24 protein-coding genes are annotated in these 20,450 nt (G+C 68.6%); 10 read left to right on the top strand and 14 right to left on the bottom strand.

Going from position 1 to position 20,450, the window contains the following annotated elements:
- Positions 1-39: 39 nt before the first annotated feature.
- The gene (locus VV02_RS25495) at positions 40-822 is read left to right on the top strand and encodes an HAD family hydrolase (RefSeq protein WP_052596262.1); all 783 of its coding nucleotides are present in this window, start codon (positions 40-42) and stop codon (positions 820-822) included.
- Positions 823-829: 7 nt separating this feature from the next.
- Here VV02_RS25495 and VV02_RS25490 read toward each other — a convergent pair whose 3' ends face one another.
- Positions 830-1,174 carry a hypothetical protein gene (locus VV02_RS25490; protein WP_052596260.1) on the bottom strand — a complete coding sequence of 115 codons (345 nt, stop codon included), beginning with the start codon at positions 1,172-1,174 and terminating at the stop codon, positions 830-832.
- A 45-nt stretch (positions 1,175-1,219) separates the two neighbouring features.
- On the opposite strand from VV02_RS25490, the gene VV02_RS25485 reads away from it, so the two are divergent.
- Both VV02_RS25485 and VV02_RS25480 read left to right on the top strand, forming a co-directional pair.
- Positions 1,220-2,029, top strand: a complete 810-nt coding sequence (locus tag VV02_RS25485) for a TrmH family RNA methyltransferase (RefSeq protein ID WP_052596258.1) — start codon at positions 1,220-1,222, stop codon at positions 2,027-2,029.
- Between the two features lie 92 nt (positions 2,030-2,121).
- The gene (locus VV02_RS25480) at positions 2,122-2,775 is read left to right on the top strand and encodes a VOC family protein (RefSeq protein ID WP_052596257.1); all 654 of its coding nucleotides are present in this window, start codon (positions 2,122-2,124) and stop codon (positions 2,773-2,775) included.
- A gap of 137 nt (positions 2,776-2,912) precedes the next feature.
- Here VV02_RS25480 and VV02_RS25475 read toward each other — a convergent pair whose 3' ends face one another.
- Positions 2,913-3,554 carry a class I SAM-dependent methyltransferase gene (locus VV02_RS25475; RefSeq protein WP_052596255.1) on the bottom strand — a complete coding sequence of 214 codons (642 nt, stop codon included), beginning with the start codon at positions 3,552-3,554 and terminating at the stop codon, positions 2,913-2,915.
- A gap of 193 nt (positions 3,555-3,747) precedes the next feature.
- Here VV02_RS25475 and VV02_RS25470 point away from each other — a divergent pair, with 193 nt between their 5' ends.
- Both VV02_RS25470 and VV02_RS25465 read left to right on the top strand, forming a co-directional pair.
- Positions 3,748-4,293 carry a SigE family RNA polymerase sigma factor gene (locus VV02_RS25470; RefSeq protein ID WP_245633237.1) on the top strand — a complete coding sequence of 182 codons (546 nt, stop codon included), beginning with the start codon at positions 3,748-3,750 and terminating at the stop codon, positions 4,291-4,293.
- Positions 4,290-5,474, top strand: a complete 1,185-nt coding sequence (locus VV02_RS25465) for a hypothetical protein (RefSeq protein ID WP_052596251.1) — start codon at positions 4,290-4,292, stop codon at positions 5,472-5,474. Before VV02_RS25470 ends, VV02_RS25465 begins: the two co-directional genes overlap by 4 nt.
- Positions 5,475-5,572: 98 nt before the next feature.
- Here VV02_RS25465 and VV02_RS25460 read toward each other — a convergent pair whose 3' ends face one another.
- On the bottom strand, positions 5,573-5,962 hold the full coding sequence (locus VV02_RS25460) for a guanyl-specific ribonuclease (RefSeq protein WP_052596249.1): 390 nt from the start codon (positions 5,960-5,962) through the stop codon (positions 5,573-5,575).
- Positions 5,963-6,091: 129 nt separating this feature from the next.
- On the opposite strand from VV02_RS25460, the gene VV02_RS25455 reads away from it, so the two are divergent.
- On the top strand, positions 6,092-6,577 hold the full coding sequence (locus VV02_RS25455) for a hypothetical protein (RefSeq protein ID WP_052596247.1): 486 nt from the start codon (positions 6,092-6,094) through the stop codon (positions 6,575-6,577).
- Here the strand turns inward: VV02_RS25455 and purB are convergent.
- Together purB and VV02_RS25445 are read right to left on the bottom strand one after the other, a co-directional pair.
- A complete protein-coding gene (gene purB / locus VV02_RS25450) occupies positions 6,559-7,974 on the bottom strand; it encodes an adenylosuccinate lyase (protein ID WP_052596245.1) in 1,416 nt (471 codons plus the stop codon). The two genes, VV02_RS25455 and purB, sit on opposite strands and share 19 nt — an antisense overlap.
- 52 nt (positions 7,975-8,026) lie before the next feature.
- Positions 8,027-8,797, bottom strand: coding sequence for a VOC family protein (locus VV02_RS25445; protein WP_052596243.1), 771 nt, complete (start codon positions 8,795-8,797; stop codon positions 8,027-8,029).
- A gap of 167 nt (positions 8,798-8,964) precedes the next feature.
- On the opposite strand from VV02_RS25445, the gene VV02_RS25440 reads away from it, so the two are divergent.
- From VV02_RS25440 to VV02_RS25430, 3 genes are all read left to right on the top strand, one after another.
- Positions 8,965-9,390 (top strand): hypothetical protein, encoded by a 426-nt coding sequence (locus tag VV02_RS25440; RefSeq protein WP_052596240.1) that lies wholly within the window; start codon positions 8,965-8,967, stop codon positions 9,388-9,390.
- Between the two features lie 82 nt (positions 9,391-9,472).
- Positions 9,473-10,645: a sensor histidine kinase gene (locus VV02_RS25435; RefSeq protein ID WP_157063565.1), complete on the top strand. Its 1,173-nt coding sequence runs from the start codon at positions 9,473-9,475 to the stop codon at positions 10,643-10,645.
- Positions 10,642-11,283: a response regulator gene (locus tag VV02_RS25430; RefSeq protein ID WP_052596237.1), complete on the top strand. Its 642-nt coding sequence runs from the start codon at positions 10,642-10,644 to the stop codon at positions 11,281-11,283. Before VV02_RS25435 ends, VV02_RS25430 begins: the two co-directional genes overlap by 4 nt.
- Before the next feature lie 80 nt (positions 11,284-11,363).
- On the opposite strand, the gene VV02_RS25425 is transcribed toward VV02_RS25430, so the two are convergent.
- The 6 genes from VV02_RS25425 to VV02_RS25400 all read right to left on the bottom strand — a co-directional run bounded on the left by VV02_RS25425 (position 11,364) and on the right by VV02_RS25400 (position 15,813).
- A complete protein-coding gene (locus VV02_RS25425) occupies positions 11,364-12,038 on the bottom strand; it encodes an SPFH domain-containing protein (protein ID WP_052596235.1) in 675 nt (224 codons plus the stop codon).
- Positions 12,039-12,390: 352 nt separating this feature from the next.
- Positions 12,391-13,488 (bottom strand): hypothetical protein, encoded by a 1,098-nt coding sequence (locus VV02_RS25420; protein WP_052596233.1) that lies wholly within the window; start codon positions 13,486-13,488, stop codon positions 12,391-12,393.
- A gap of 18 nt (positions 13,489-13,506) precedes the next feature.
- Positions 13,507-13,998: an arsenate reductase/protein-tyrosine-phosphatase family protein gene (locus VV02_RS25415; protein WP_052596231.1), complete on the bottom strand. Its 492-nt coding sequence runs from the start codon at positions 13,996-13,998 to the stop codon at positions 13,507-13,509.
- Positions 13,999-14,002: 4 nt separating this feature from the next.
- Positions 14,003-14,497 carry a low molecular weight protein-tyrosine-phosphatase gene (locus VV02_RS25410; protein ID WP_052596229.1) on the bottom strand — a complete coding sequence of 165 codons (495 nt, stop codon included), beginning with the start codon at positions 14,495-14,497 and terminating at the stop codon, positions 14,003-14,005.
- Positions 14,498-14,618: 121 nt separating this feature from the next.
- A complete protein-coding gene (locus VV02_RS25405; RefSeq protein WP_052596227.1) occupies positions 14,619-14,852 on the bottom strand; it encodes a hypothetical protein in 234 nt (77 codons plus the stop codon).
- Between the two features lie 88 nt (positions 14,853-14,940).
- Positions 14,941-15,813 (bottom strand): LysR family transcriptional regulator, encoded by an 873-nt coding sequence (locus tag VV02_RS25400; RefSeq protein WP_052596225.1) that lies wholly within the window; start codon positions 15,811-15,813, stop codon positions 14,941-14,943.
- A 137-nt stretch (positions 15,814-15,950) separates the two neighbouring features.
- Here VV02_RS25400 and pseI point away from each other — a divergent pair, with 137 nt between their 5' ends.
- On the top strand, positions 15,951-16,997 hold the full coding sequence (pseI, locus tag VV02_RS25395; RefSeq protein WP_052596223.1) for a pseudaminic acid synthase: 1,047 nt from the start codon (positions 15,951-15,953) through the stop codon (positions 16,995-16,997).
- Positions 16,998-17,110: 113 nt separating this feature from the next.
- Here pseI and galK read toward each other — a convergent pair whose 3' ends face one another.
- The 3 genes from galK to VV02_RS25380 all read right to left on the bottom strand — a co-directional run bounded on the left by galK (position 17,111) and on the right by VV02_RS25380 (position 20,260).
- Entirely contained in the window at positions 17,111-18,280 is a 1,170-nt protein-coding gene (gene galK / locus VV02_RS25390; RefSeq protein ID WP_052596221.1) for a galactokinase, read from the bottom strand.
- Positions 18,277-19,356, bottom strand: a complete 1,080-nt coding sequence (gene galT / locus VV02_RS25385) for a galactose-1-phosphate uridylyltransferase (RefSeq protein WP_169787774.1) — start codon at positions 19,354-19,356, stop codon at positions 18,277-18,279. The genes galK and galT overlap by 4 nt, the downstream gene beginning before the upstream one ends.
- 91 nt (positions 19,357-19,447) lie before the next feature.
- Complete coding sequence (locus VV02_RS25380) at positions 19,448-20,260, bottom strand: GTP pyrophosphokinase (protein ID WP_083450428.1); 813 nt, start codon at positions 20,258-20,260, stop codon at positions 19,448-19,450.
- Between the last annotated feature and the right edge of the window lie 190 nt (positions 20,261-20,450).

The following is a 20,450-nucleotide window of genomic DNA, read 5'->3' as shown; positions in this document are numbered from 1 at the left end:
TCAACGACGTACCCCACCTAGGCTGCTGCTGTGGCTCTGATGATCGCCCTGGACATCGACGGCACCACCGTGCACCACGACGGTCACCTCACGGACGCGGTGCGCGACAGCGTGCTGGCCGTTGCGGCGGCGGGACATCACGTTGTCCTGGCCACCGGACGATCGGTGATCGCCACGACCCCCATCGCTGAAAAGCTCGGACTGTCAACGGGATTCGCGATCTGCTCCAACGGCGCGATCACCATCGAGCTAGACCCCGGCAAGCCCGACGGATACGAGATCCTCGAGACCGTCACCTTCGACCCCAGGCCCGCACTCGACCTGCTGCGCGGCGCCTGGCCGGACGCGGTCGTCGCGGTCGAGGAGGTCGGCGTGGGCTTCAAGGTCAGCGCGCCGTTCCCGGACGGCGAGCTCATGGGCGACCAGCGAGTCGTGTCGTGGGATGAGCTGACGGCGCACCCGGCGACGCGCGTGACGTTCCGGTCGCCCAACAGCAGCGCCGAGGACTTCATGGAGCTGACCGAGCGGATCGGCCTGCACGGGGTCAACTACTCCGTGGGCTTCACGGCGTGGCTCGACATCAACCCCGAAGGTGTGTCGAAGGGCTCAGCCCTGGAGCTCGTACGCCGTCGCCTGGGTGTGGAGCCGAGCGACACGGTCGCGGTCGGTGACCAGCGCAACGACGTCGAGATGCTCCAGTGGGCGGCCCGTGGCGTGGCGATGGGGCAGGCGCCGGTCGAGGTGCAGGAGATCGCCAACGAGGTCACCGGCACCGTCGATGACGACGGTCTCGCCCAGGTGCTCCGGACCATCGCCCCCTGAACGATTTTCAGGTGCGGGAGACCTCGTGGACGGGCACTCCGAGCCGTCCACCGAGGACCGTGAGCAGACTGTCCAAGTTCTTGTTGTGCTTGCCCATGTCGACCACCTGAGTCGGGAGCACCGACGTGCTGGTGATGACCAGCCGGGAACCGCTGTGGTCGGGCCGGATCGTCACCGTGACGACCTCTCCCCAGGACCGCCACGACACCTTGCTGTGTGCCGTGATGGTGTCGCCCATGACGTGCACCGATCCGGGCTTGCCCATGACTTCCACAAGGGCGTCGAGGGTTGCCTGGTGCGCCGCCGCGGCCGCCACGGGGGCGACGACTGTACGAGTGCGCTTGCGAGCCATGCCGCCATTGTGACCTTGCCTCCCTTGGGGAATGCTGTGACCGCCATGTCTGAGCTCGTCATCACCTCCCCGTCCAACCCGCGCCTGAAGGCTCTGGTCGCGCTGCGCCGTCGCCGGACTCGCGAGGATCAGCGCCTCACCCTGCTCGAGGGCTATGAGGAGCTCGCACTCGCACTCGATGCCGGCGTCGTGCCCCGCACGCTCTTCACGTGCCCCGATCTGATGCTCGACGCGTCGACCCAGCTCGAGGTCGTACGCCGGGTCGCCGGCCTCGGCGGAGAGACCGTACGCCTCTCCCGGACGGCCTTCGAGAAGGTCGCCTACCGCGAGGGTCCCGACGGTTTCCTGGCGGTCGTACCCGGCATCGACCGAGGGCCGAATGACCTTGACCTGCCTAAGGATCCGCTCCTTCTGGTGGCCGAGGGAGTTGAGAAGCCGGGCAACCTGGGCGCGATGCTGCGCACGGCTGATGCGGCCGGTGTCGACGCCGTCATCGCGGCCGACCCGGTGACCGACTGGGGCAACCCCAACGTGGTCCGCAGCAGCAAGGGCACGGTCTTCTCCGTCCCGGTCGCCAGCGCACCGACCGAGGCGACGCTGGCCTGGCTGGCGAGCTCCGGCGTACCCCTGCTTGCGGCCACGCCCGACACCGACACCCTGCACACCGACGTCGACCTGACCGGCCCCGTCGCGATCGCCGTCGGCACCGAGAAGTACGGCCTGACCGACGCCGTCCTGGACGCTGCGACCCACCGCGTCCGCATCCCGATGGCGGGCCAGGTCAACTCGCTCAACGTCGCGACCTCGGCCGCGATCCTGCTCTACGAAGCCGTCCGCCAGCGCTCCCGCCCCTGACGCGGCCGGCTCAGTACCACGAACGGTGCACTGAAGTCGAGTCGACCGACCCGTTTTCAGGAACTGGTCAGGTGCGTGGCACGATGACAGACATGCGCATTGACCATGTCGTGTACGCAGCTGAGCCGGACGGCCTCGTCGCTACTTCCAAGCGTCTGGGAGAGCAGCTCGGGGTGGACGTGGTCGACGGGGGCCTACACCCCCGCTTCGGGACACGTAACTCCCTGATCCCGCTCTCCAGGCACCGCTTCATCGAGATCGTCGAGCCGCTGGAGCACCCCGCCTCCGACAAGGCCCCGTTCGGTCAGGCCGTCAAGGCCTGCTCCGAGTCCGGTGGCGGTTGGCTGGGCTGGGTCGTCGAGGTCCTCGACATCGCCGCCGCCGAGCGGCTGGTCGGACGTGAGGCAGTGCCCGGCAACCGGCACCGCCCTGACGGCGTCGAGGTCACCTGGAAGCAGCTGGGCGTCAAGGGCTTGATGTCGGACCCGCAGGTGCCGTTCTTCATCCAGTGGGACGACGACGAGCAGCACCCCTCGCACGACGGCCGCGCGTCAGTCGACCTGGTAGCCATGCAGATTGCCGGTTCACCGGTCCGCGTACGCGAGTGGCTGGGCCTGACGGGCGAGCCCGGCGTGGACCGTGAAGAGTGGGAGCCGCAGGTCGACTTCGACTTCGCCGCACCGCACGGCACCCCTGGTCTGCTGTCCGTCACCTTCACCACCCTGGGTGGCGAAGTCACCATCTGACGTTTTGGGTCGCTGCTTTGCGCGCGCAAAGTGACTCGCTTCTTCGAAGGTGCCTCCCCACGAGGGGAGGCACCTTCGACTTTGCGGGTCATGTTGCGATCGCAAACCGCCGCGATGCGTGGGCAGGGCGGACAGTGTCAGGCGCGGCGGGCGATCATCAGCTGGTGCCCGCTGCTGCCCTCGGGGACGAACTCCTCGTGCACGACCTCCAGGCCGGCCTCTTCGAGCCAGTCGCGGTAGGTCGAGGCGTCCGGATGGCTCCACCACATCTCGACGCTGCCGCCCAGCCAGCCCTGCTCACGACCCTGCCACGCGGTGTGGCCGACCGTGGCGACCAGCAGGCCACCCGGGCGTAGCCATCGCGCGATCCGGCCGATGACGCCGCGCTGGCACTCCAACGGGATGTGGATGAGGGCGTACAGCGAGATGGCCGCATCGATCGACGCGTCCTCCAGGTCGAACTCGGCAGGATCGGTCAGGTCGGCGCGCACGAACGTCGCGCCCGGCACCAGCGTGTGAGCGCGCTCGATCATCTCGTCGGACACGTCCACACCGGTCACGCGAAAACCGTTGTCCACCAACCACTTCGACGCCGGGATGCCGTTGCCGCAGCCGAGGTCGACGACATGCCCGCCCTCAGGCGTGTGGTCGCGCACCCAGCCCAGCCATCCGGCGTACTGACTCTGGGTCGGACCGTCGGCGACATCGCCGCGGTAGGCGCGAGACAGCGCGTTGTAACCCGCGCGAATGCGCTCGACCTGCTCGTGCGGCTCGGTCATGCTCCGAAGGTAGTCCGACTGCCCATCTCGATCGACTGCGTTGTCGTGGCAACCTTTCGGGTCAAAGCCGCGTAGTTCACGGTGACAGCGGGTTGACGCGACGACAATGCCGGACCGAGGGAGCCTGCGACCTTGGCCGGAGGAGGAGTCTCGTCCAGCAGGGTCGGAAGTCGGAGGAGGAACGTTGCCGAAGGTGATGGGACGAGACCAGCGCGCGGACTTCGAGGAGTTCGTCGAACAGGCGAGCCCGTCGTTGCTGCGCACGGCGTGGTTGCTGACCGGACAGGTCGACGCATCGCGAGAGCTGGTGCAGGCGGCGCTCGTGAAGACGTACGTCGTCTGGCCCAAGGTGCGAAGGCCGGAGGCGCTGGCGTACGCCCGCCGCATCATGGTCAACCACGGCACGGACACGTGGCGGCGTACGCGTCGCGAGGCTCTGGTGGACGAGGTCCCCGAGCCGCGCGTCACGGACTCCGGGCTCAAGGCGGTCGAGGACCGGCACGAAGTGGTTCGACTGCTCAGCATGCTGCCCACGCAGCAACGCACGGTGGTGGTGCTCCGCTACTACGCCGATCTGCCCGAGTCCGCCGTCGCGGACATGCTCGGCATCAGCACGGGCGCCGTGAAGTCGGCCGCGTCCCGTGGCCTGGCGCGGCTCAGGTCGGTCGTCGAGGCCGAGACCGAGGGCGAACCCGCTGCCGTGACCGATCTGGATGACCGCCGAAGGAGGCAGGCATGACCACAGACTTCGAGAACCAGTTGCGCGAGGCGCTGCATGACGAGGAGCCTCCGAAGGAGCTGACCGTGGACACCGCCGAGGTGATCTACCAAGGTGAGCGGACCGTACGCCGTCGCAGCACGCGGTTCCGTCAGGTTGGCGCGGCAGTCGCGGCAGCGGCAGCCGTCGCCGTTGCGGTACCTGTTGGACTGGCCCTGCGCCCGGACTCGGGCACCGACAACACGACAGTCGCGGGTGCGGACGCGACCGCGGCCAGCGGACGTGCGCAGTCGACGCCCGAGGCGTCAGGAGGAGCGACGATGCCCGGAAGCACAGGGATGCCTGGAGGTGGACTGATCGCCGGCGCGATGCTGAAGCTCGCCGACGGCCGGTCCGCACATCTGGACACCAAGGTCCTGGAGACCTCACCCGAGCAGCTGATGCTCACGCTGAGCCCGGTCGGCAAGCGCGCGGACGACCAACCTCTCCGTACGACCGTGCCGGCGCCGGCGGGCGAGGGCAAGGTGTCCGCGGGGCGCTTCGGCGACATGCCGTTCTACGTCGTCGCGGGCCGACCCGGGCAGGACCTGCAGGGCAAGATCTTCCTGGGACCTGGGAAGCCCAGCGTCAAGGCACAGCAGGTGACGGCGGGTGGATTCACCTTCATCTGGCCGGATCAGGCGGCTCTGCGCTCGGCGCAAGGGACGCCCGCCGGTGTGCTCTGGCGTGCTGACCCCGGGCAGGACGCAGCAGTTGCGCTCCCGACGAACCGTACGGCGGACGCGCCACGGATGCTCGTGGTCGAACGGCCGAGTGGAGGCCAGGCGCTGCTGAGCACTGACACCCGAACGGTCCAGCTGGACACGGTGTCCGGTCAGGTGAGCACGCCGGTCACAGATCCGGTGACGATCATGTCGGCTCAGAAGGCCGGTATCGGTCGACTCGCGGTCGGGCTCAGTCCGATCGTGGGTATCGCCAAGGACAACTTCACCGTGACCGGCAAGGTCTTCGGCCAGGACGTCAGCTCGGACCTGAAGACGAACAGGGCCCGGACCGGACTGTTCGCGGTGACGATGCCCTCGATCGGCGCCTCGGCGCCCTCGGGAGAGCCGCTGCCGTCGTCCGTCTCGGTGCAGGTCTCGGCCAGTGTGAGCGGTACGACCAAGTCCACCTGGGTCTCCGGCGTCGACCAGCCGCAGTAGGCCGCAGCTACGCCAGACCGGTTCACGCCGTATGGCTTACCGAGCGATCAAGCGCGCGGTAAGCCATACGGTGCCGGGGTCCTTCGAAGGTGGATTGCTCAGACGCCGGTGACCTTGCAGAACGATGCGTAGTGGTCGCCCGTGTAGTACCAGTTCGGCGGGCTGGTGAGCGGGGTGCCACCAGTGACGATGCGGCGGGCGCCGCGGTCTGGGGAGCCGGGAGTCTTGACGGTGTACTCGTGGTAGTAGCTGGCGGGCTGCGCGGGCAGGATGCCTTCCCGGTTCTGGAAGACCTGCCCGTCCTGGTCGTAGGGGAACGGCCCGCCTGCCTTGATCAGGTTGGCCGTGGTTGTCGCCTCCGCTGGGAGTGACGACAGTGCGCAGGAGGGCAGCGCCGCCTGCGCAGAGGCCTCGCCGGCGAGGGTGAGGCCGGCGGCAAGGGCGATGACGGACAGCAGGCGGCCGGTTCGGCCAGTCAGTGTGGTCATGACTTCGAGGCTGCCGACTCTCAGCGACCAACGGGTGGCCGCCCGGTCATGACACCGTCAACCGATTCGCGTGGTGATCCACGTAGTTCCACGGATGCCCTAAGGCCCGCCGTTCCGGACCATCGAGGCATGTCCACGACGCCTCGCTCGCTCAGCTCGGTCACGTGGCGTGCCACAGCCGCTCTGTGCCTGACCGGCGTCCTGGCCGGACTCGGTGTGCGGGGCGCGTTCGTGGGGTACCAGATCGGGCTGCTCGGCGAGTTGGCCGCTCAGGCAGCGGCGCTCGCGAGCCCTGTGGCGTGCCTCTGGCTCCTGTATCTCAACTGGCAGCCGCTTGCTGAGCTGGGCGGATCCTCGCCACGGCAGGTGCGCGCCATGACCGCAGTCGTACTCACGGCTGGACTCCTGGTGCTCACGACCCCGCTCGTCATCGTCCTTGCCCTGGAGCCGTACGAGCGGGTCTTCTGCGCGGATCGACGAGAGTCGTTCTGCGGCCTGGACGTCATACTCCTCGTGCCGACCTACCTTGCGGTTGTGCCATGGACCCTCGCGGGGCTGCCGTCCCTCGCCGGGCTGGTCTTTGCGGCCCGGAAGCGTCAGTCGCGGTCGAGGTAGTCGACCAGCGAGGGCGCGAGACCGACGTACGACTGGGGCGTCATCTCGACGAAGCGCTTCTCGACGTCGGCGGGCAGGCCGAGTCCCTGGACGAACTCGCGCAGGTCGTCGCCGGTGATGCGTCGCCCGCGGGTGAGCTCCTTGAGGCGCTCGTAAGGCTGCTCCATGCCCGAAACCCCTTGTGCGCCAAGCGCTCTCATCGCTGACTGGATGGGCTCGCCGAGCACCTCCCAGTTGGACTCGAGGTCGGCGGCCATAGCGGTCGGCACCGCGTCCAGACCGGCCAGCCCGCGCGATGCGTTGTCGAGCGCGAGCAGCGAGTGGCCGAAAGCCGTACCGATGTTGCGCTGCATCGAGGAGTCAGTGAGATCGCGCTGCAGCCGGCTGGTCACCAGCGTCGAGGCGAGCACGTCCAGCAGCGCGTTCGACACCTCGAGGTTGGCCTCGGCGTTCTCGAAGCGGATCGGGTTGACCTTGTGCGGCATCGTCGACGAGCCGACGGTGCCCTGACCGCGCACCTGCGCGAAGTAGCCGAGCGAGATGTAGGACCAGACGTCGGTGCACAGGTTGTGCAGGATCCGGTTGAAGCGCGCCATGTCGGCGTACAGCTCGGCCTGCCAGTCGTGCGACTCGATCTGGGTGGTCAGCGGGTTCCAGGTGAGGCCGAGCGGCCCCTCGATGAAGCCGCGCGACACCTCGGGCCACTCGACACTGGGGAGCGCGGCACTGTGGGCGCCGTAGGTGCCGGTCGCGCCGTTGAGCTTGCCGAGGTAGTCCTGCTGGCCGATTCGCCGCAGCTGGCGCCGCAGCCGGTAGGTCAGCACGGCGAGCTCCTTGCCCATGGTGGTGGGCGTCGCCGGCTGACCGTGGGTGTGGGCGAGCATGGGTACGTCGCGCAGCTCACGTGCCATACCGCTCACCTGCTCGACCAGCGCCTGGGCCTTGGGCAGCCAGACCTGCTCGACCGCACCCTTGACCATGAGGGCGTACGAGGTGTTGTTGATGTCCTCGCTGGTGCAGCCGAAGTGGATCAGCTCGCCGAGGCCGGCAGCGTCAGCGCCGACGATGCGCTCCAGCCGACGCTTCAGGAAGTACTCGACCGCCTTGACGTCGTGCACCGTCTCGCGCTCGATCTGAGCGAGCTCGGCGATCTCGTCAGGCCCGAACTCCTCGACCACGGCGCGCAGCTGTGCCTGCTCGTCCGCAGTCAGACGCCGCACGTCCGGGACGACGCCCTGGTCGGTCAGGTGAATCAGCCACTCGACCTCGACGTGCACCCGCTCGCGGTTGAGCGCCGCCTCGGAAAGGTGGTCGACCAGAGGTGCCACCACTGGGCGGTAGCGCCCGTCGAGGGCCCCGAGGGCGATCTGCGGCTGGACGTCGGCAAGAGAACGCATGGGCCCATTGTCCCGGTCAGCCCCGCCCCGCCGCGAATCGGCGCCACCCAGCTCAGTTGTCGTCGTCGTTCGAGGAGATCACGTTGAAGATCTCGCCTTCCGGACCGCGCAGCGTGGCCTCGGGGCCGAAGGGGGTGTCGAAGGTCAGCAGTACGTCGATGTTGTCCTCCATCTCGGCGAGCGACACCGTCGAGTCACGATCAGCGACCGCGAAGTGCACCAGCCAGGTCGACGGAGCGTCATCGGGCAGATGCTCGGCCTGGTGCATCCCAGCGACCGTCGTGCCGTCGCCGAGCTTCACGACCTGGTAGCCATCGCCTGCGTCCTCGTAGGTGTAGCCGAAGACCTTGGCGTAGAAGTCCATCGCCGTCGGAAGGTCGCGCGTCATCAGGTCGTTCCAGGCGACCGTGCCCGGCTCGTGGTAGATCTGCATGCCGGTGTGGCCATCGGCCTGCCAGACGCTGAACTGGGCTCCCGTCGGGTCCTGGTAGATCGCCATCCGGCCGGAGCCCGGGATGTCCAGCGTCTCCACGACGACCTGACCGCCTGCCTCACGGACCGCGGTAGTGGTGGCATCGACGTCGTCGGTCGCCAGATAGGTCGCCCAGAACGTGGGTACGTCCTCGTCCTGGCTCTCGGAGATCGCCGCGGCCGGGCGGCCGTTCTTGAGGCACATGGTGTAGCCGCCGGTCTCGGCCGGCCCGGGCTCCATGTCCCAGCCGAACAGGTGGCCGTAGAACTTCCGGGCCTTGTCGACGTGCTCGAATCCGCAGTCGACCCAGCACGGTGTGCCGGCCGGCCACGCGGTGTCGCGAGTGCCCATGAAGTCTCCTAGGTCAGTCGCCGCTCACGACGAGCCGCAGCGGCGCGGATGATTCATGGACAGCCAACCATTGTCGTACGACAGCCGCTATCCCACATTGGTACGGCGAATTTTCATAAAGGTCGACAACGTGCCTTTCTGAACCGTTCCGTGTCTACTCTCTTGCTGTGGCGCACCAAGAACCCGGGCTGACGCGTCTCCTGACGTCGGCCGCCTTCACCCGATCACGTCAGGTCGCGGTGGAGCTTGCCGACGACGCGGTCCGACTGCGCTCGCTGCTCCTGCAGGTCGACACCAAGCGCTTCGGCGTCGGTGAGCTCGAGGACGTCAACGGTCGCCTGGATGTCGACATCGCCTACTCAGTGGTCGAGGCTCGAGTCGAAGAGCTGGAGGAGATCCCGGCCGCGCCGCCGCTGTGCGACCTGGAGCCGACCACGAGCGCACGACTGCGGCTGGTGATCTCGGCGTTGCACTACCTCGTCACGGAGAACGACGCCATCCACGACAAACGCCCCAACGGCCACGTCGATGACGTGGCCATCGTGCGTTGGGTGACGCATGTCGCGGGCGATCAGCTGCCGCCTCTCGACTGAGCGCACCTGCTCGGCCCATGACCTTTGGCTAGACCCTCCGTACGCGCCCTTCCACGGAGAGACTCGCCCGTAGCCTCGGGTCATGGATGGGCAACGCGTCATGAGCTGGGTGGCGACCTATCTCTACGCAGCGGTCCTGGCGGCCGGGGTGTACGAGGTCGCGGCCGGTCTGCGCGACGCGGCGCCCCTGCGGGTGGCGGGCTTCGTCGCCGTACTGGTCACCTTGGTGGCGCTCGAGGCGATCGAGCGGGGTACGCCGATCGGTCGCGCCGGCACGCTGACCCTCCTCGCGACACGGATCGGACTGATCGCCGCCGCCGTCCCGCTGGACAGCTCGGACAACGCTCGAATCCTGTTGGTACTCATGCCGTTCTACGCGTTCTTGACGCTCGGTCGCCGGACCGGGATCGCGTTGGCGATCGCGCTGACGGTGGTCGTCGTGGCGCTCGTCGTACGCCGACCGGAGTGGTGGCGCGACAGCGAGAGCGTGTCTGACCTGCTGATGTTCACGATCGGCAACGCCTTCGCGGTCGCGATGGCGACCGTGGCGGCACGGGCGCAGGCGCGGCAGGCGTCCGCGGAGCAGCTGCTCGCCGAGGTCTCCTCGGCGCACGCGCAGCTGCGGTCGTACGCCGAGGAGGCCGCGGCCCTGGCCACGGTCGCCGAGCGGACTCGGCTGGCGCGCGACATCCACGACGGTCTGGGTCACCACCTCACGGCGATCGCCATCCAGCTCGAGAAGTCCCAGCGCTACCGCGACATCGAGCCGGCCCTCGCTGAGCGGGCCTTGGAGGATGCCCGTACGTCGGCCGCTCAGGCACTGGACGACGTACGACGGTCGGTGCGGGCGTTGCGTTCTGAGGGATGGTCACTCCAGCTCGAACCTGCGCTACGACGTCTCGCCGACGGTGTCGCGGATGACGACCTCGCGGTGACCGTGTCGGTGACTGGCTCGCCCGGAGACCTCGGAGAAAGATCTCTGATCGCGCTCTACCACGCAGCGCAGGAGGGACTGACCAACGTGCGACGACATGCGCAGGCGGCGACCGTGCAGGTTCGAGCGGTGTTCGGGCCGTCCGAGGGCAGCGTCGAAATCGCCGACGACGGAAGGGGATTCGACATTCTCAGATCGCCTGACGGCTACGGGCTCACGGGAATGCGCGAACGCCTGGACGCGGTCGGCGGAGTGCTCACCATCAACGCCGGACCTGGCGGCACGACCGTGACGGCGACCGTGCCGCGGAACCCGTCGTGACCGGGTCACCGGAGCGGGCGGCGACCAGGCTGCTGATCGTCGACGACCAGCGACTGGTGCGCGAAGGAATCGCCTCCCTGGTCAGTCTGGAGCCGGGCATCGAGGTCGTCGGCACGGCGGCGGACGGAGCAGAGGCAGTCCGGATCGCTACCGAGCGGCGTCCGGACGTGGTGCTGATGGACGTCCGCATGCCCGGCATGGACGGAGTCACAGCGGCCGCCGAGCTGCGCGACGACACCCGCGTGATCATGCTGACGACCTTCGACGATGACGAGTACGTGATCCAGGCCCTGCGTGCCGGTGCGTGCGGCTACCTGCTCAAGGATCTGCCGGCGCCGGAGCTGGCCCAAGCCGTACGGCTGGCTCACGCCGGAGTCGATCAGTACGCACCGGCGATCTCCACCCGGCTCGCAGGCATGCTGCGCGGGCGGTCGCCATCACCATCGGTCTCGTTGACCGGTCGCGAGCTGGATGTGCTGCGGCTGATCGCGACCGGGGCCGCCAACCGCGAGATCGCGCGCACGCTGTTCGTCAGCGAGGGGACCGTGAAGAACCACGTGTCCAACATCTTGAGCCAGCTCGACGTGCGAGACCGGACGCAGGCGGCGATCTACGCCCTCGACCACGGCCTTGTCTGAACGGTTGGTTGAGCCGCAAAGCAGGTCCTGGGAGGCGCGCGGTGGAACGCGCTCCTCCCAGGACCTTGTGGCTCAACCAGCTAGTCGTCGCTCGGCGCGTCGGCGTCGCCGATCTGCAGCGAGACCCGAGCGCCCGGCGGCAGCGACTGGACGAGCCGCAGCTGAGCCAGGGCCGGGTGCCGGTCGAGCAGCTGAGCGCCGTTGGCCATGGACCGCAGCGCCGCCGTCTCGGCTCGCGCCTCCTCAAGCCGTGCCTGCCCACGCTGCTTGGCAGCCGCGAGATCCGTTGCTGCAGCTCGGATCTCGGACGGCATGAGCACGTCCTTGAGGACGAGCTCCAGCACGTCGATGCCGACTCGCTCACCAACCGAGGCGACGGCCGCGGTCAGGTCACCGGTCGGCGTACGGCCACCTCGCTGAATAACAACCTCAAGCGCGTTGTCACCCATCAGGTCGCGAAGGGCGATCTGGGCGGCGAGGTAGACGGTCTCGAGCGGCTTGGCGCTGACCTCGTGGAAGCGCACCGGGTCGGTGACCGCCCATCGCAGCGCGAGGGTCGCCCGGACCAGCAGCCCGTCGGAGGTCGGGACCTCCTGCATGGCCGTGGTCAGGACCTGCTCGCGCAGGTCGACGTCGACGTACGTCGCCTGCCGGACCTTGCGGTGCCGACCGCTCTCGAGCACGGTCAGCAGCGCCCCGTTCTTGTAGACCAGTCGGGCGTGACGCGTCGGGACGATGATGTGGAACAGGGACATGGCGGACCTCCTTCAAGGCTCATACACGGATCGAGCGGCACATCTGACCTGCAGCACCGGACAGGCTCAGGGTGCTGCCGCCGGCCGACACGTCGAGACGTGGGGCACGGCTCCAGCCGAGGCAAGGAGTGGGCCGCAGGACGACCCGACGCTTGCGCCGACCGGCGACAGCACTGCTAGAGGATTCGAACCTCGGGCGCGAGCGCCTTTGCCAGCCTGGTGGTGAGAACCAGATGAGGTGACGGGTCAACGCGCAGAACCGGTCTGGAGCACGCTCCTCCGGCTGCTTCCCCGCCGCAGACAAGGATGGGGCAGACCGGCTCCGGGTTCCAGTCAATTCACGGTGCGTCGGTCAGATCAGGCGGCCCGGCGGGTGATCTTCAGGCCCGGGATCGAGCGCGCGGTACTCCGCGCGGGCCTCGAACGCGCGCTCCAGGTGGTCCGACGTGCTGGTGACGAAGTTCTCCCGGAACGTCGCGTCCGTCGTGACCTGGAGTGCGTAGTAGAGGCCGGTGATCTCGGCGATGGCGGCGGCGACGTTGAAGAGGGCACTCGTTAGGCGCAGGTCGACATCACCCAGGTGCCAGGTCTCGTGGAATGAGCCAGGCTTGATCGACCAGCTCTCGTAGATCGTGTCGCTGATCGTCAGCGATCCGAAGGCGACGAAGAAGAGCAGCATCCCCAGACTGACCATCGCGATCTGCACGAGCTGCGACATCACGAGCACGCCGCCGAGGTTGAACTTCTCGCGTCGGCGCAGCGGAGGGCCGGCGGCCTTCTCGGCGAGCCCCCGAATCTCGGCCGGCACCCGCAGCAGCACGAAGCCGAGGATCAGGAGGACGAACAGCGCGTCGATGACGGTGGAGTTGGCGAAGCCGAGCCCCGAGAAGACTTGCCACATCTCGGTATTCACGAACAGCACGATCGAGAAAACCAGCAGCACCGGCAGCGCGCGAGCGAGCTGGGTGAGCGACGCACTCAGCTCGCCGGCCAGCCGGCTGATGCTCCACCAGAGGGTGGGGAGGAGGCCGAGTCCGATGACGGCGTACAGGACCAGGAGCAGCGCGAGGTTGCCGGCCGCGATGCCGATCACCTGGTGCCACTGGCCCTGAGTGAGCAGCGGCAGCAGGGCAGGCACGAGGACGAACACGGCGAGTTCGGTGCCGCCGGCGCGATCCGGGCGGGCGAAGAAGCGACGACTGCGGAGGCGGTTGGCGATGCCGTACGCGGCGACCAGGATCGCCAGTCCGCCGAGCGCTGCCCCGACGTTGGCCAGCACGGACCAGTCCAGCGAGGTGGCCGCAGAGCACTCGGCGACGAAGACGACGATGAGCAGCGGCAGGGCGCGGTTGAAGACCGCCGTCGCGGGCGAGTGGCCCTCGATGAACAACGGCAGGCCGCTGCGTCGGAACTGCCGTTCGTACGCTGCGATCTGGGCTGCCCGGTCCACGAGCCGAGAGTAGTGCGGTCAGCCCGCGAGGCGCTCGAGCTCGGTCACGACGCGAGGCGCGGCGGAGCGGATGTCCCTGAGGCAGCGGTGGTAGGCCGCCTGGCCGTGCTCGTAGGGGTCGACGAGATCGAGCGTGCCCAGGGCGACCGCGACCGGGTCGAAGGCGCGCAGCAACCGGACTCGCTCGCGGGCCTCAGCCGAGGGGCGAGCGCTCTCGAAGAGCCCGATGTGGCGTTCTTCCATGAAGAGCACGAGGTCGTGATCCTCCACCTCGTCGATCTCGAATTGCGTTGTCTGGTGGGTGGATCCATCGAGTCCGACCTTGCTGAGGGCAGCGAGGGCGTGAGGGTCCGCAGGCTGGCCGGGCTGCATCACGAGCAGTCCGGCGGACCCGACCTCGGCGCGGGAGCCCACCGGAGAGCGGTCGAGCAGGTCGCGCAGGACGACGGCAGCCATGGCCGAGCGGCAGGTGTTGCTCGCGCAGACGAGCTGAACGCGTACGCCTCGCATGGGCTCAGACCACGTCGCGTACGTGCTCGACGACTCCGGCGCACGCGTCGCGGACCTCGGCGAAGCAGCGGGCGAAGTCGTCGGCGTCGCCGTAGTAGGGGTCGTCGACCTCGAGCGTTCCGGCGGCGACCGCGGCGGGGTCGAACTCGCGCAGGAGACGGATCTCAGGGTCGGCATCGATGTGGCGGGCCATGCGCTGCACATCGTGCAGATGTCCGCTGTCGGCGACCAGCACGAGGTCGCGCGAGCCGAGGTCGGGAGGCGTGAGGTGGCTGGCCCGGTGGGACGAGCAGTCGTACCCGCCGTCGTGCAGTGCCCGGACCGTACGCCGGTCGGCCGGGTCTCCCACATGCCAGTCGCCCGTGCCCGCGGAGTCCACGGCGACGCGATCGGCGAGGCCCGCGTCGGTGAGCATCGAGGTCAGGATGACCTCGCCCATGGGGGAGCGGCAGATGTTGCCGGTGCAGACCACGCAGATGCGGTACGGGTCGGCAGCCATGCACCCATGAAACCTCACCCCGCCCGGACGGCCGCCCCCACCCCCACTTGGCCGACCGTGCAAGCCGCGTCGTCATTCACAGTGAAATACCGACGCGGCTCGCACTATCGGCCAGCGCCGGCTACCAGATCTCGGCGAGCCAGAGCTCGGTTGCGGAGGTGCCGCGGCACTCGTACTTCACATAGTCGCCACCGATGGCCGCCTGACCTGCGGAGTTGCACTCGGCGGAGCTGGAGTAGTCCGCCTCGTGATGCCAGGTGTAGACGCCAGCGCTCGCGGACGGCGCACCCGCGAGGGCTCCGCCCAGGGCCAGGGTGGCGGCAGCGATGGAGAGGGAAGCAGTTCGACGGTGCATGGTGGCTCCTTGCAGTCGGAGGCTGGATCTCAGCCGTGGTCCCGTGACGCTAGCCGTGGACCCGGGCCACCTGCCATCGTTTCGGCGCTCACCGGAGGGTGCGCAGGGCGGACAGCGCACCGGTGACAAGCGCGCCCGGCAAGGCCGCCTCTCGCGACCGCAAGGTCCACCGGTAGGGCACCGTGTCGGTCAGCGGCAGCATCGTGACCCCGGCCGGCACGGGCGTGCTCAGGAGGCTGACCGCCACGCACTCACCAGCGGCCACGAGCTGCAGCGGCGCATCCGTCGACTCCGAGTGCAGGGGCAGGGTGCGCGGCGCGAAACCCGCCTCCCGACACAACCGCAGCACCAGCTCGACCCAGTCGGGCGCGAACTCAGCCCGCGGCAGATAGTGCATCTCCCTGCTCAGGTGCGCCAGCCGTACGTCGTCCTGCCGTGCCAGGTGGTGCGTCACCGGCAGGGCGATGCCGAGGGGTTCCTCCAGGAGAGGCGTGTCGACGAGCCCCGCCTCGGGAGGGCCCGCACCCGCGAGGGCGAGGTCGAGCGCCCCAGCCCGCAGCCGGCGTACCTGCTCGATCGCACCTCGATCACTGATCTCCAGCGTGACCTGTGGCAGCCGCTCGCGCAGCCTCGCGATCACGCGCTGCGGCGTCGTCAGGGCCGCGTCCAGGACGTCGATCCGGAGCGTGCCCTGACCGGCGGCGGCCGCTGCCTCGGCCACGCCCTGCTCGAGCGCGGCGAGGGACTGCTCGGCGTACGGGAGGAACGCACGGCCCGCGTCGGTGAGGTGTACGCCGGTCGGTCGCCTCTCGAAGAGGGTGAGGCCGACCGCCCGCTCGAGTCGGCGTACCTGCCCGGAGAGGGCCGGCTGGGAGATGAACAGGCGCCGCGCGGCAGCCGTCACGGTGCCCTCGTCAGCCACGACCAGGAACGTGCGGAGCAGACCGGGGTCGATGTCCATGCGACCTCCTGACCTGCGGCTATTCGTCTCGCCTATGAGGCTATCGGGGATGAGTCTTGGACAGTGCGCACGGTGCGGACGCACGGTCGTGGGGACGACGGCGCGACTCGCGTGCCGACGGATCAGGAGGCAGCCCCATGAGTGTGCGCATCGGCAAGCACGACATCGGCCCGGACCACGAGCCGTTCATCATCGCGGAGGTGTCGGGCAACCACGACGGCTCGTTGGACAAGGCGCTGGACATCGTGCGGATGGTCGCCGACGCCGGGGCGCACGCGGTGAAGCTGCAGACGTACAAGCCCGAGACGATCACCATCGACTCGGACGCGCCCGACTTCCGGCTGTCCGAGAAGCACGAGCTGTGGGGCGGGCGCACGCTCTGGGACCTGTATACCGAGGCGCACACGCCGTGGGAGTGGCACCAGCCGATCTTCGAGCTGGCTCGTGAGCTGGACCTGGTCTGCTTCTCCTCGCCGTTCGACGCGACGGCGATCGAGCTGCTGGAGGGCCTGGAGGCGCCGGCGTACAAGATCGCATCGTCCGAGATCGTTGACCTGCCGCTCGTCCGGGCAGCGGCATCGACGGGCAAGCCGATCATCATCTCGACGGGCATGGCATCCGTCGGCGAGATCCATGCCGCCGTCGAAGCCGCTCGCTCCACGGGCAACGACCAGATCATCGTGCTGTCCTGCACCGCCAGCTATCCGGCCGATCCCGCCGAGTCGAACCTGCGCGGAATACCGTTGATGCGTAACGTCTTTGATGCTGAGATCGGTCTCTCCGATCACACGCCTGGCATCGGCACGGCAGTGGCTTCGGTGGCGCTCGGCGCGGTGCTGATCGAGAAGCATGTGACGCTCGCTCGGGAGGGCGGCGGCGTGGACGCGTCCTTCTCCCTGGAGCCCGAAGAGCTGCGCTCGCTCGTGCGCGAGTCGCGAGTGGCGTGGCAGTCGTTGGGTCAGCCACGTGTCGGAGCGGTGGCGACCGAGCAGGAGGGTCTGCGTTTCCGGCGGTCTCTGTACGTCGTCGCGGACGTGCAGGAGGGCGATGCCGTCACCACTGACAACGTCCGGTCGATCCGCCCGGCCGGGGGGCTCGCGCCCGACGCTTTCGAGATGGTCAACGGTCGTGCCTTCACCCGTGGAGTCCCACGAGGCACTGCCCTGACCTGGGACCTCATCTGAGTCGAAGCCCAGTGACGACTACCCCGCTGATGTGGCCACTTCCCTGGGTGAGCTGACCAGTCATCCGACCCGGGGGAGTGGGCGTTTCGGCGGGGTAGTCGAAGAGGGTCGGCTCAACCAGTGAGGCGGCGGGCGCCGTCAGCGGCTTGGGCGACGAAGCCGGCTGGTTCGGCGAATCCGTGGTCGGCTGCTGCGCGTTGTGCGCCTTTGATGACGTCGTCCTCGGTTCCGGTCTCGACCAGTGCGATCACGCATCCGCCGAAGCCACCGCCGGTCATCCGTGCACCGTGAGCCCCGGCTTCGACGACGGCCGCCTGCAGCACGTCCACCGGTGGCACGGTGATCTCGAAGTCGTCGCGCATCGAGGCGTGAGAGTCGTTGAGCAGCTTGCCGATTCGGCGCGGATCGCCGCCGTCTTGGAGGATCTCGCCGACCTCGATCACGCGGGCGCTGTCGGTGATGACGTGCCGGGCTCGTCGGCGCAGCAGCTCCGAACGCATCCGCCCGAGTGTCTCGTCCAGCCCATCGAGAGGCACGTCGCGCAGCGCGGGCACGCCGAGCATCAGAGCGGCCTCGCGACATGACGTAGGACGCTCGGCGTACTCGCCGTCGACCAGCGCGTGTGGTGCACGGCTGTCGATGACGAGGAGCGAAAGGCCTTGTGCCGCAAGGTCGAAGGGGATCTGCTCGACCGTGATCGAGCGCGTGTCGATCTGCATGGCGTGCCCGACGCGGCCGTGCACGGACGCGAGCTGGTCCATCACTCCGGTCGGTGCGCCTGCGATCTCATTCTCTGCCGTACGCCCGAGCGCGGCGATGTCGTCGCCCGAAAGCTCCCAGCCGGCCAGGTCCGACCACGCCGTGGCGGTGCCGCACGACAGCGACGCGGACGACGAAAGGCCAGCGCCCTGAGGCAGATTGGCGGCCAGGGAGATGTCGAGACCGGGCGCCTCTAGTCCGCGTTGAGCCGCTGCCCAACCGACGCCGGCCACATAGGCCAGCCAGCCGAGCTCCTGCTCAGGGGCCACGTCTGCGAGCCGTGCCGAACGCGTCTCGCCGGCCTCCGCGGAGTGGACGCGCAGCTCGCCACCCTGGCGGCGGCGTACGGCGACGACGGTGCCCAGCGGTAGCGCGATCGGGAGCACGAACCCGTCGTTGTAGTCGGTGTGCTCGCCGATCAGGTTGACCCGACCAGGGGCGAACCAGACACCCTCCGGGTCGCTACCGAACTCCGTGACGAACGCACTGACTGTCGAGTCCACAAGCGCAGCAACGTCTTTCATGCCCCAGCCTCCCGCAGCTGCTCGGCCTGCTGCTCGGGCAGCACGTCGCCCACGAATGCACCCATGCCGGACTCCGAGCCAGCAAGGTACTTGAGCTTGCCCTCGCCGCGACGGGTCGAGTAGAGCTCCAGGTGCAGCCACGCCAGATCGCGGTCGACGTGGACCGGCGCCTGGTGCCACGCCGCGATGTAGGGCATCGGCGTCGAGTACAGCCGGTCGAACCGGGCGAGCACGTCGAGGTAGACCCGCGCGAAGTCGTCCCGCTCCGCGTCGGTGAGCGACGGCAGATCCGGTCGCTGCACCCGCGGGAAGAAATGGACCTCCATGGGCCAGCGGGCGGCGTATGGCACGAAGGCCACCCAGCTGTCGTTCGAGGCGATGACGCGTACGCCGTCGGCCACCTCACGCTCGACGATGTCGCCGAAGAGCGAGCGCCCCGTCTCGGCGCGATAGGCGCGAGCCGACTCCAGCTCGCGCTGCGCCCGCGCCGGCACGAACGGGTAGGCGTAGATCTGACCGTGCGGATGCTGCAGCGTCACGCCCATCTCGGCGCCACGGTTCTCGAAGGGGAAGACCTGCTCGACGCCCTCGACCGCCGACAGGTCGGTCGTCCGGTCGGCCCAGGTGTCCACGACCAGCCGCGCCTGCTCGGGCGAGAGCGAGCCGAACGAGCCGTCGTGGTCGGAGGAGAAGCAGACCACCTCGCAGCGCCCGACGCCCGCGCGCATGTGTTCAATACCGTCGTCAACCGGGACGACTCCGTCGGTGTGGCTGGAGAACGACGGGAAGCGGTTCTCGAACGCCACCACCTGGTAGTCCGCGGTCGGCACCTCCGTGTGCCGACCCTCGCGCGACGGGCACAGCGGGCACTCATCGGCGGGCGGCATGAACGTGCGCGACTGGCGGTGCGACGCGATCGCCACCCACTCGCCGGTCAGCACGTCCTGGCGCATCTGGGAGGACGTGGCGGTGTGTGGCAGGTCGCGCTCATCGGTGCCGGGGACGCGGGGAGGGGAGCCCTCGACGTCGTACCAGATGATCTCGCGGCCGTCGGCCAGCTCTCCGGTTGTTCGCATCACGGCCATGACGCTACTGATACCGGTGGCGGCGCGCACCCGCGGGGGCGCGCCAATTACAACGTTGGCAGCAAGAGCGGCCGCCGCGTCTCTAGATGTCGACCTCGTCGGTCCACTTCTCCGGCGGCGGCTCCGGCGACGAGGCGAGCAGCTGGCCATCGGTCGCGATGAACTCCCGCAGCGCCGCGACCGCTCGGTCGGAGACCTCGAGCGAAGGCACCTTGGCCGCCGGCGCATTCTCGCCGGGCGCGACCCGCACCTCGTGGTGCAGCCGCTCCATGTCGGTGTCCAGCCGGGCCGCAGTGGTCGCGGCTTCCTTGAGGCTGTCGAGCAGCTCGCCCGGCACCTGCTTCTCGTACTTGTAGTAGATCTTGTGCTCGAGGCTGGCCCAGAAGTCCATCGCGATGGTGCGGAACTGCACCTCGATCGGGACCTGCACCGCTCCGTCGGACAAGAACACCGGCACCTCGACGATGGCGTGCAGGCTGCGATAGCCGTTGGCCTTCGGCTGCGCGATGTAGTCCTTGGTCAGCATCAGCCGGACGTCCTCCTGCCCGGTGAGCAGGTCGAACACCCGGTAGACATCGCTGACGAAAGCGCAGGTGACGCGTACGCCGGCGATGTCGGTGATCTCCGACCGCACGCTGTCCAGGTCAGGGCTCACACCGCGGCGCTGCGCCTTGGCGAGCACCCCCTCGGGCGTCTTGAGCCGCGACGAGACGTGCTCGATCGGGTTATAGGCGTGGATGTGCGTGAACTCCTGCTGCAGGATCTTGATCTTGGTGGTGACCTCATCGATCCCGAACTGGTAGCAGAGCATGAAGCGCGTGAACTCATCGCGCAGCTCGCGAAACTCCCCCAACAGCCCCAGCAGGTCGGCGCCGGACTCGGACGTGTCGACCATGCGTCGATGCTAAACGCCCATCCTGTACGCCGCCGGTGACCCTCCCACCCATCGCTGGTCGAGTAGCCGGAGCGTTAGCGGAGGCGTATCGAGACTTGGTGACCGCGCGCGGGTGGTCTCGATACGTCTCGGCTACTTGGGTCGAGTAGGCGAGGAACGAGCCGTATCGAGACCCGCCTCGCCGACTCGA

The sequence above is a fragment of the Luteipulveratus mongoliensis genome (genome assembly GCF_001190945.1).
GTDB lineage: Bacteria > Actinomycetota > Actinomycetes > Actinomycetales > Dermatophilaceae > Luteipulveratus > Luteipulveratus mongoliensis.
The sequence above is the reverse complement of the archived record's forward strand: the minus strand, read 5'-3'. Positions and strand labels throughout refer to the sequence as shown.

What these genes read in the sequence shown, in the direction of transcription:
- purB (WP_052596245.1), bottom strand. Translation starts at nt 7,974, where the DNA reads ATGCGTTCTCTTGCCGACGTCCAGCCGCAGATCGCCCTCGGGGCCCTC.
- VV02_RS25490 (WP_052596260.1), bottom strand. Translation starts at nt 1,174, where the DNA reads ATGGCTCGCAAGCGCACTCGTACAGTCGTCGCCCCCGTGGCGGCCGCG.
- VV02_RS25400 (WP_052596225.1), bottom strand. Translation starts at nt 15,813, where the DNA reads ATGGACATCGACCCCGGTCTGCTCCGCACGTTCCTGGTCGTGGCTGAC.
- VV02_RS25425 (WP_052596235.1), bottom strand. Translation starts at nt 12,038, where the DNA reads ATGTCCCTGTTCCACATCATCGTCCCGACGCGTCACGCCCGACTGGTC.
- VV02_RS25460 (WP_052596249.1), bottom strand. Translation starts at nt 5,962, where the DNA reads ATGACCACACTGACTGGCCGAACCGGCCGCCTGCTGTCCGTCATCGCC.
- galT (WP_169787774.1), bottom strand. Translation starts at nt 19,356, where the DNA reads ATGCGAACAACCGGAGAGCTGGCCGACGGCCGCGAGATCATCTGGTAC.
- VV02_RS25475 (WP_052596255.1), bottom strand. Translation starts at nt 3,554, where the DNA reads ATGACCGAGCCGCACGAGCAGGTCGAGCGCATTCGCGCGGGTTACAAC.
- galK (WP_052596221.1), bottom strand. Translation starts at nt 18,280, where the DNA reads ATGAAAGACGTTGCTGCGCTTGTGGACTCGACAGTCAGTGCGTTCGTC.
- VV02_RS25410 (WP_052596229.1), bottom strand. Translation starts at nt 14,497, where the DNA reads ATGGCTGCCGACCCGTACCGCATCTGCGTGGTCTGCACCGGCAACATC.
- VV02_RS25405 (WP_052596227.1), bottom strand. Translation starts at nt 14,852, where the DNA reads ATGCACCGTCGAACTGCTTCCCTCTCCATCGCTGCCGCCACCCTGGCC.
- VV02_RS25480 (WP_052596257.1), top strand. Translation starts at nt 2,122, where the DNA reads ATGCGCATTGACCATGTCGTGTACGCAGCTGAGCCGGACGGCCTCGTC.
- pseI (WP_052596223.1), top strand. Translation starts at nt 15,951, where the DNA reads ATGAGTGTGCGCATCGGCAAGCACGACATCGGCCCGGACCACGAGCCG.
- VV02_RS25465 (WP_052596251.1), top strand. Translation starts at nt 4,290, where the DNA reads ATGACCACAGACTTCGAGAACCAGTTGCGCGAGGCGCTGCATGACGAG.
- VV02_RS25435 (WP_157063565.1), top strand. Translation starts at nt 9,473, where the DNA reads ATGGATGGGCAACGCGTCATGAGCTGGGTGGCGACCTATCTCTACGCA.
- VV02_RS25495 (WP_052596262.1), top strand. Translation starts at nt 40, where the DNA reads ATGATCGCCCTGGACATCGACGGCACCACCGTGCACCACGACGGTCAC.
- VV02_RS25455 (WP_052596247.1), top strand. Translation starts at nt 6,092, where the DNA reads ATGTCCACGACGCCTCGCTCGCTCAGCTCGGTCACGTGGCGTGCCACA.
- VV02_RS25445 (WP_052596243.1), bottom strand. Translation starts at nt 8,797, where the DNA reads ATGGGCACTCGCGACACCGCGTGGCCGGCCGGCACACCGTGCTGGGTC.
- VV02_RS25380 (WP_083450428.1), bottom strand. Translation starts at nt 20,260, where the DNA reads ATGGTCGACACGTCCGAGTCCGGCGCCGACCTGCTGGGGCTGTTGGGG.
- VV02_RS25415 (WP_052596231.1), bottom strand. Translation starts at nt 13,998, where the DNA reads ATGCGAGGCGTACGCGTTCAGCTCGTCTGCGCGAGCAACACCTGCCGC.
- VV02_RS25485 (WP_052596258.1), top strand. Translation starts at nt 1,220, where the DNA reads ATGTCTGAGCTCGTCATCACCTCCCCGTCCAACCCGCGCCTGAAGGCT.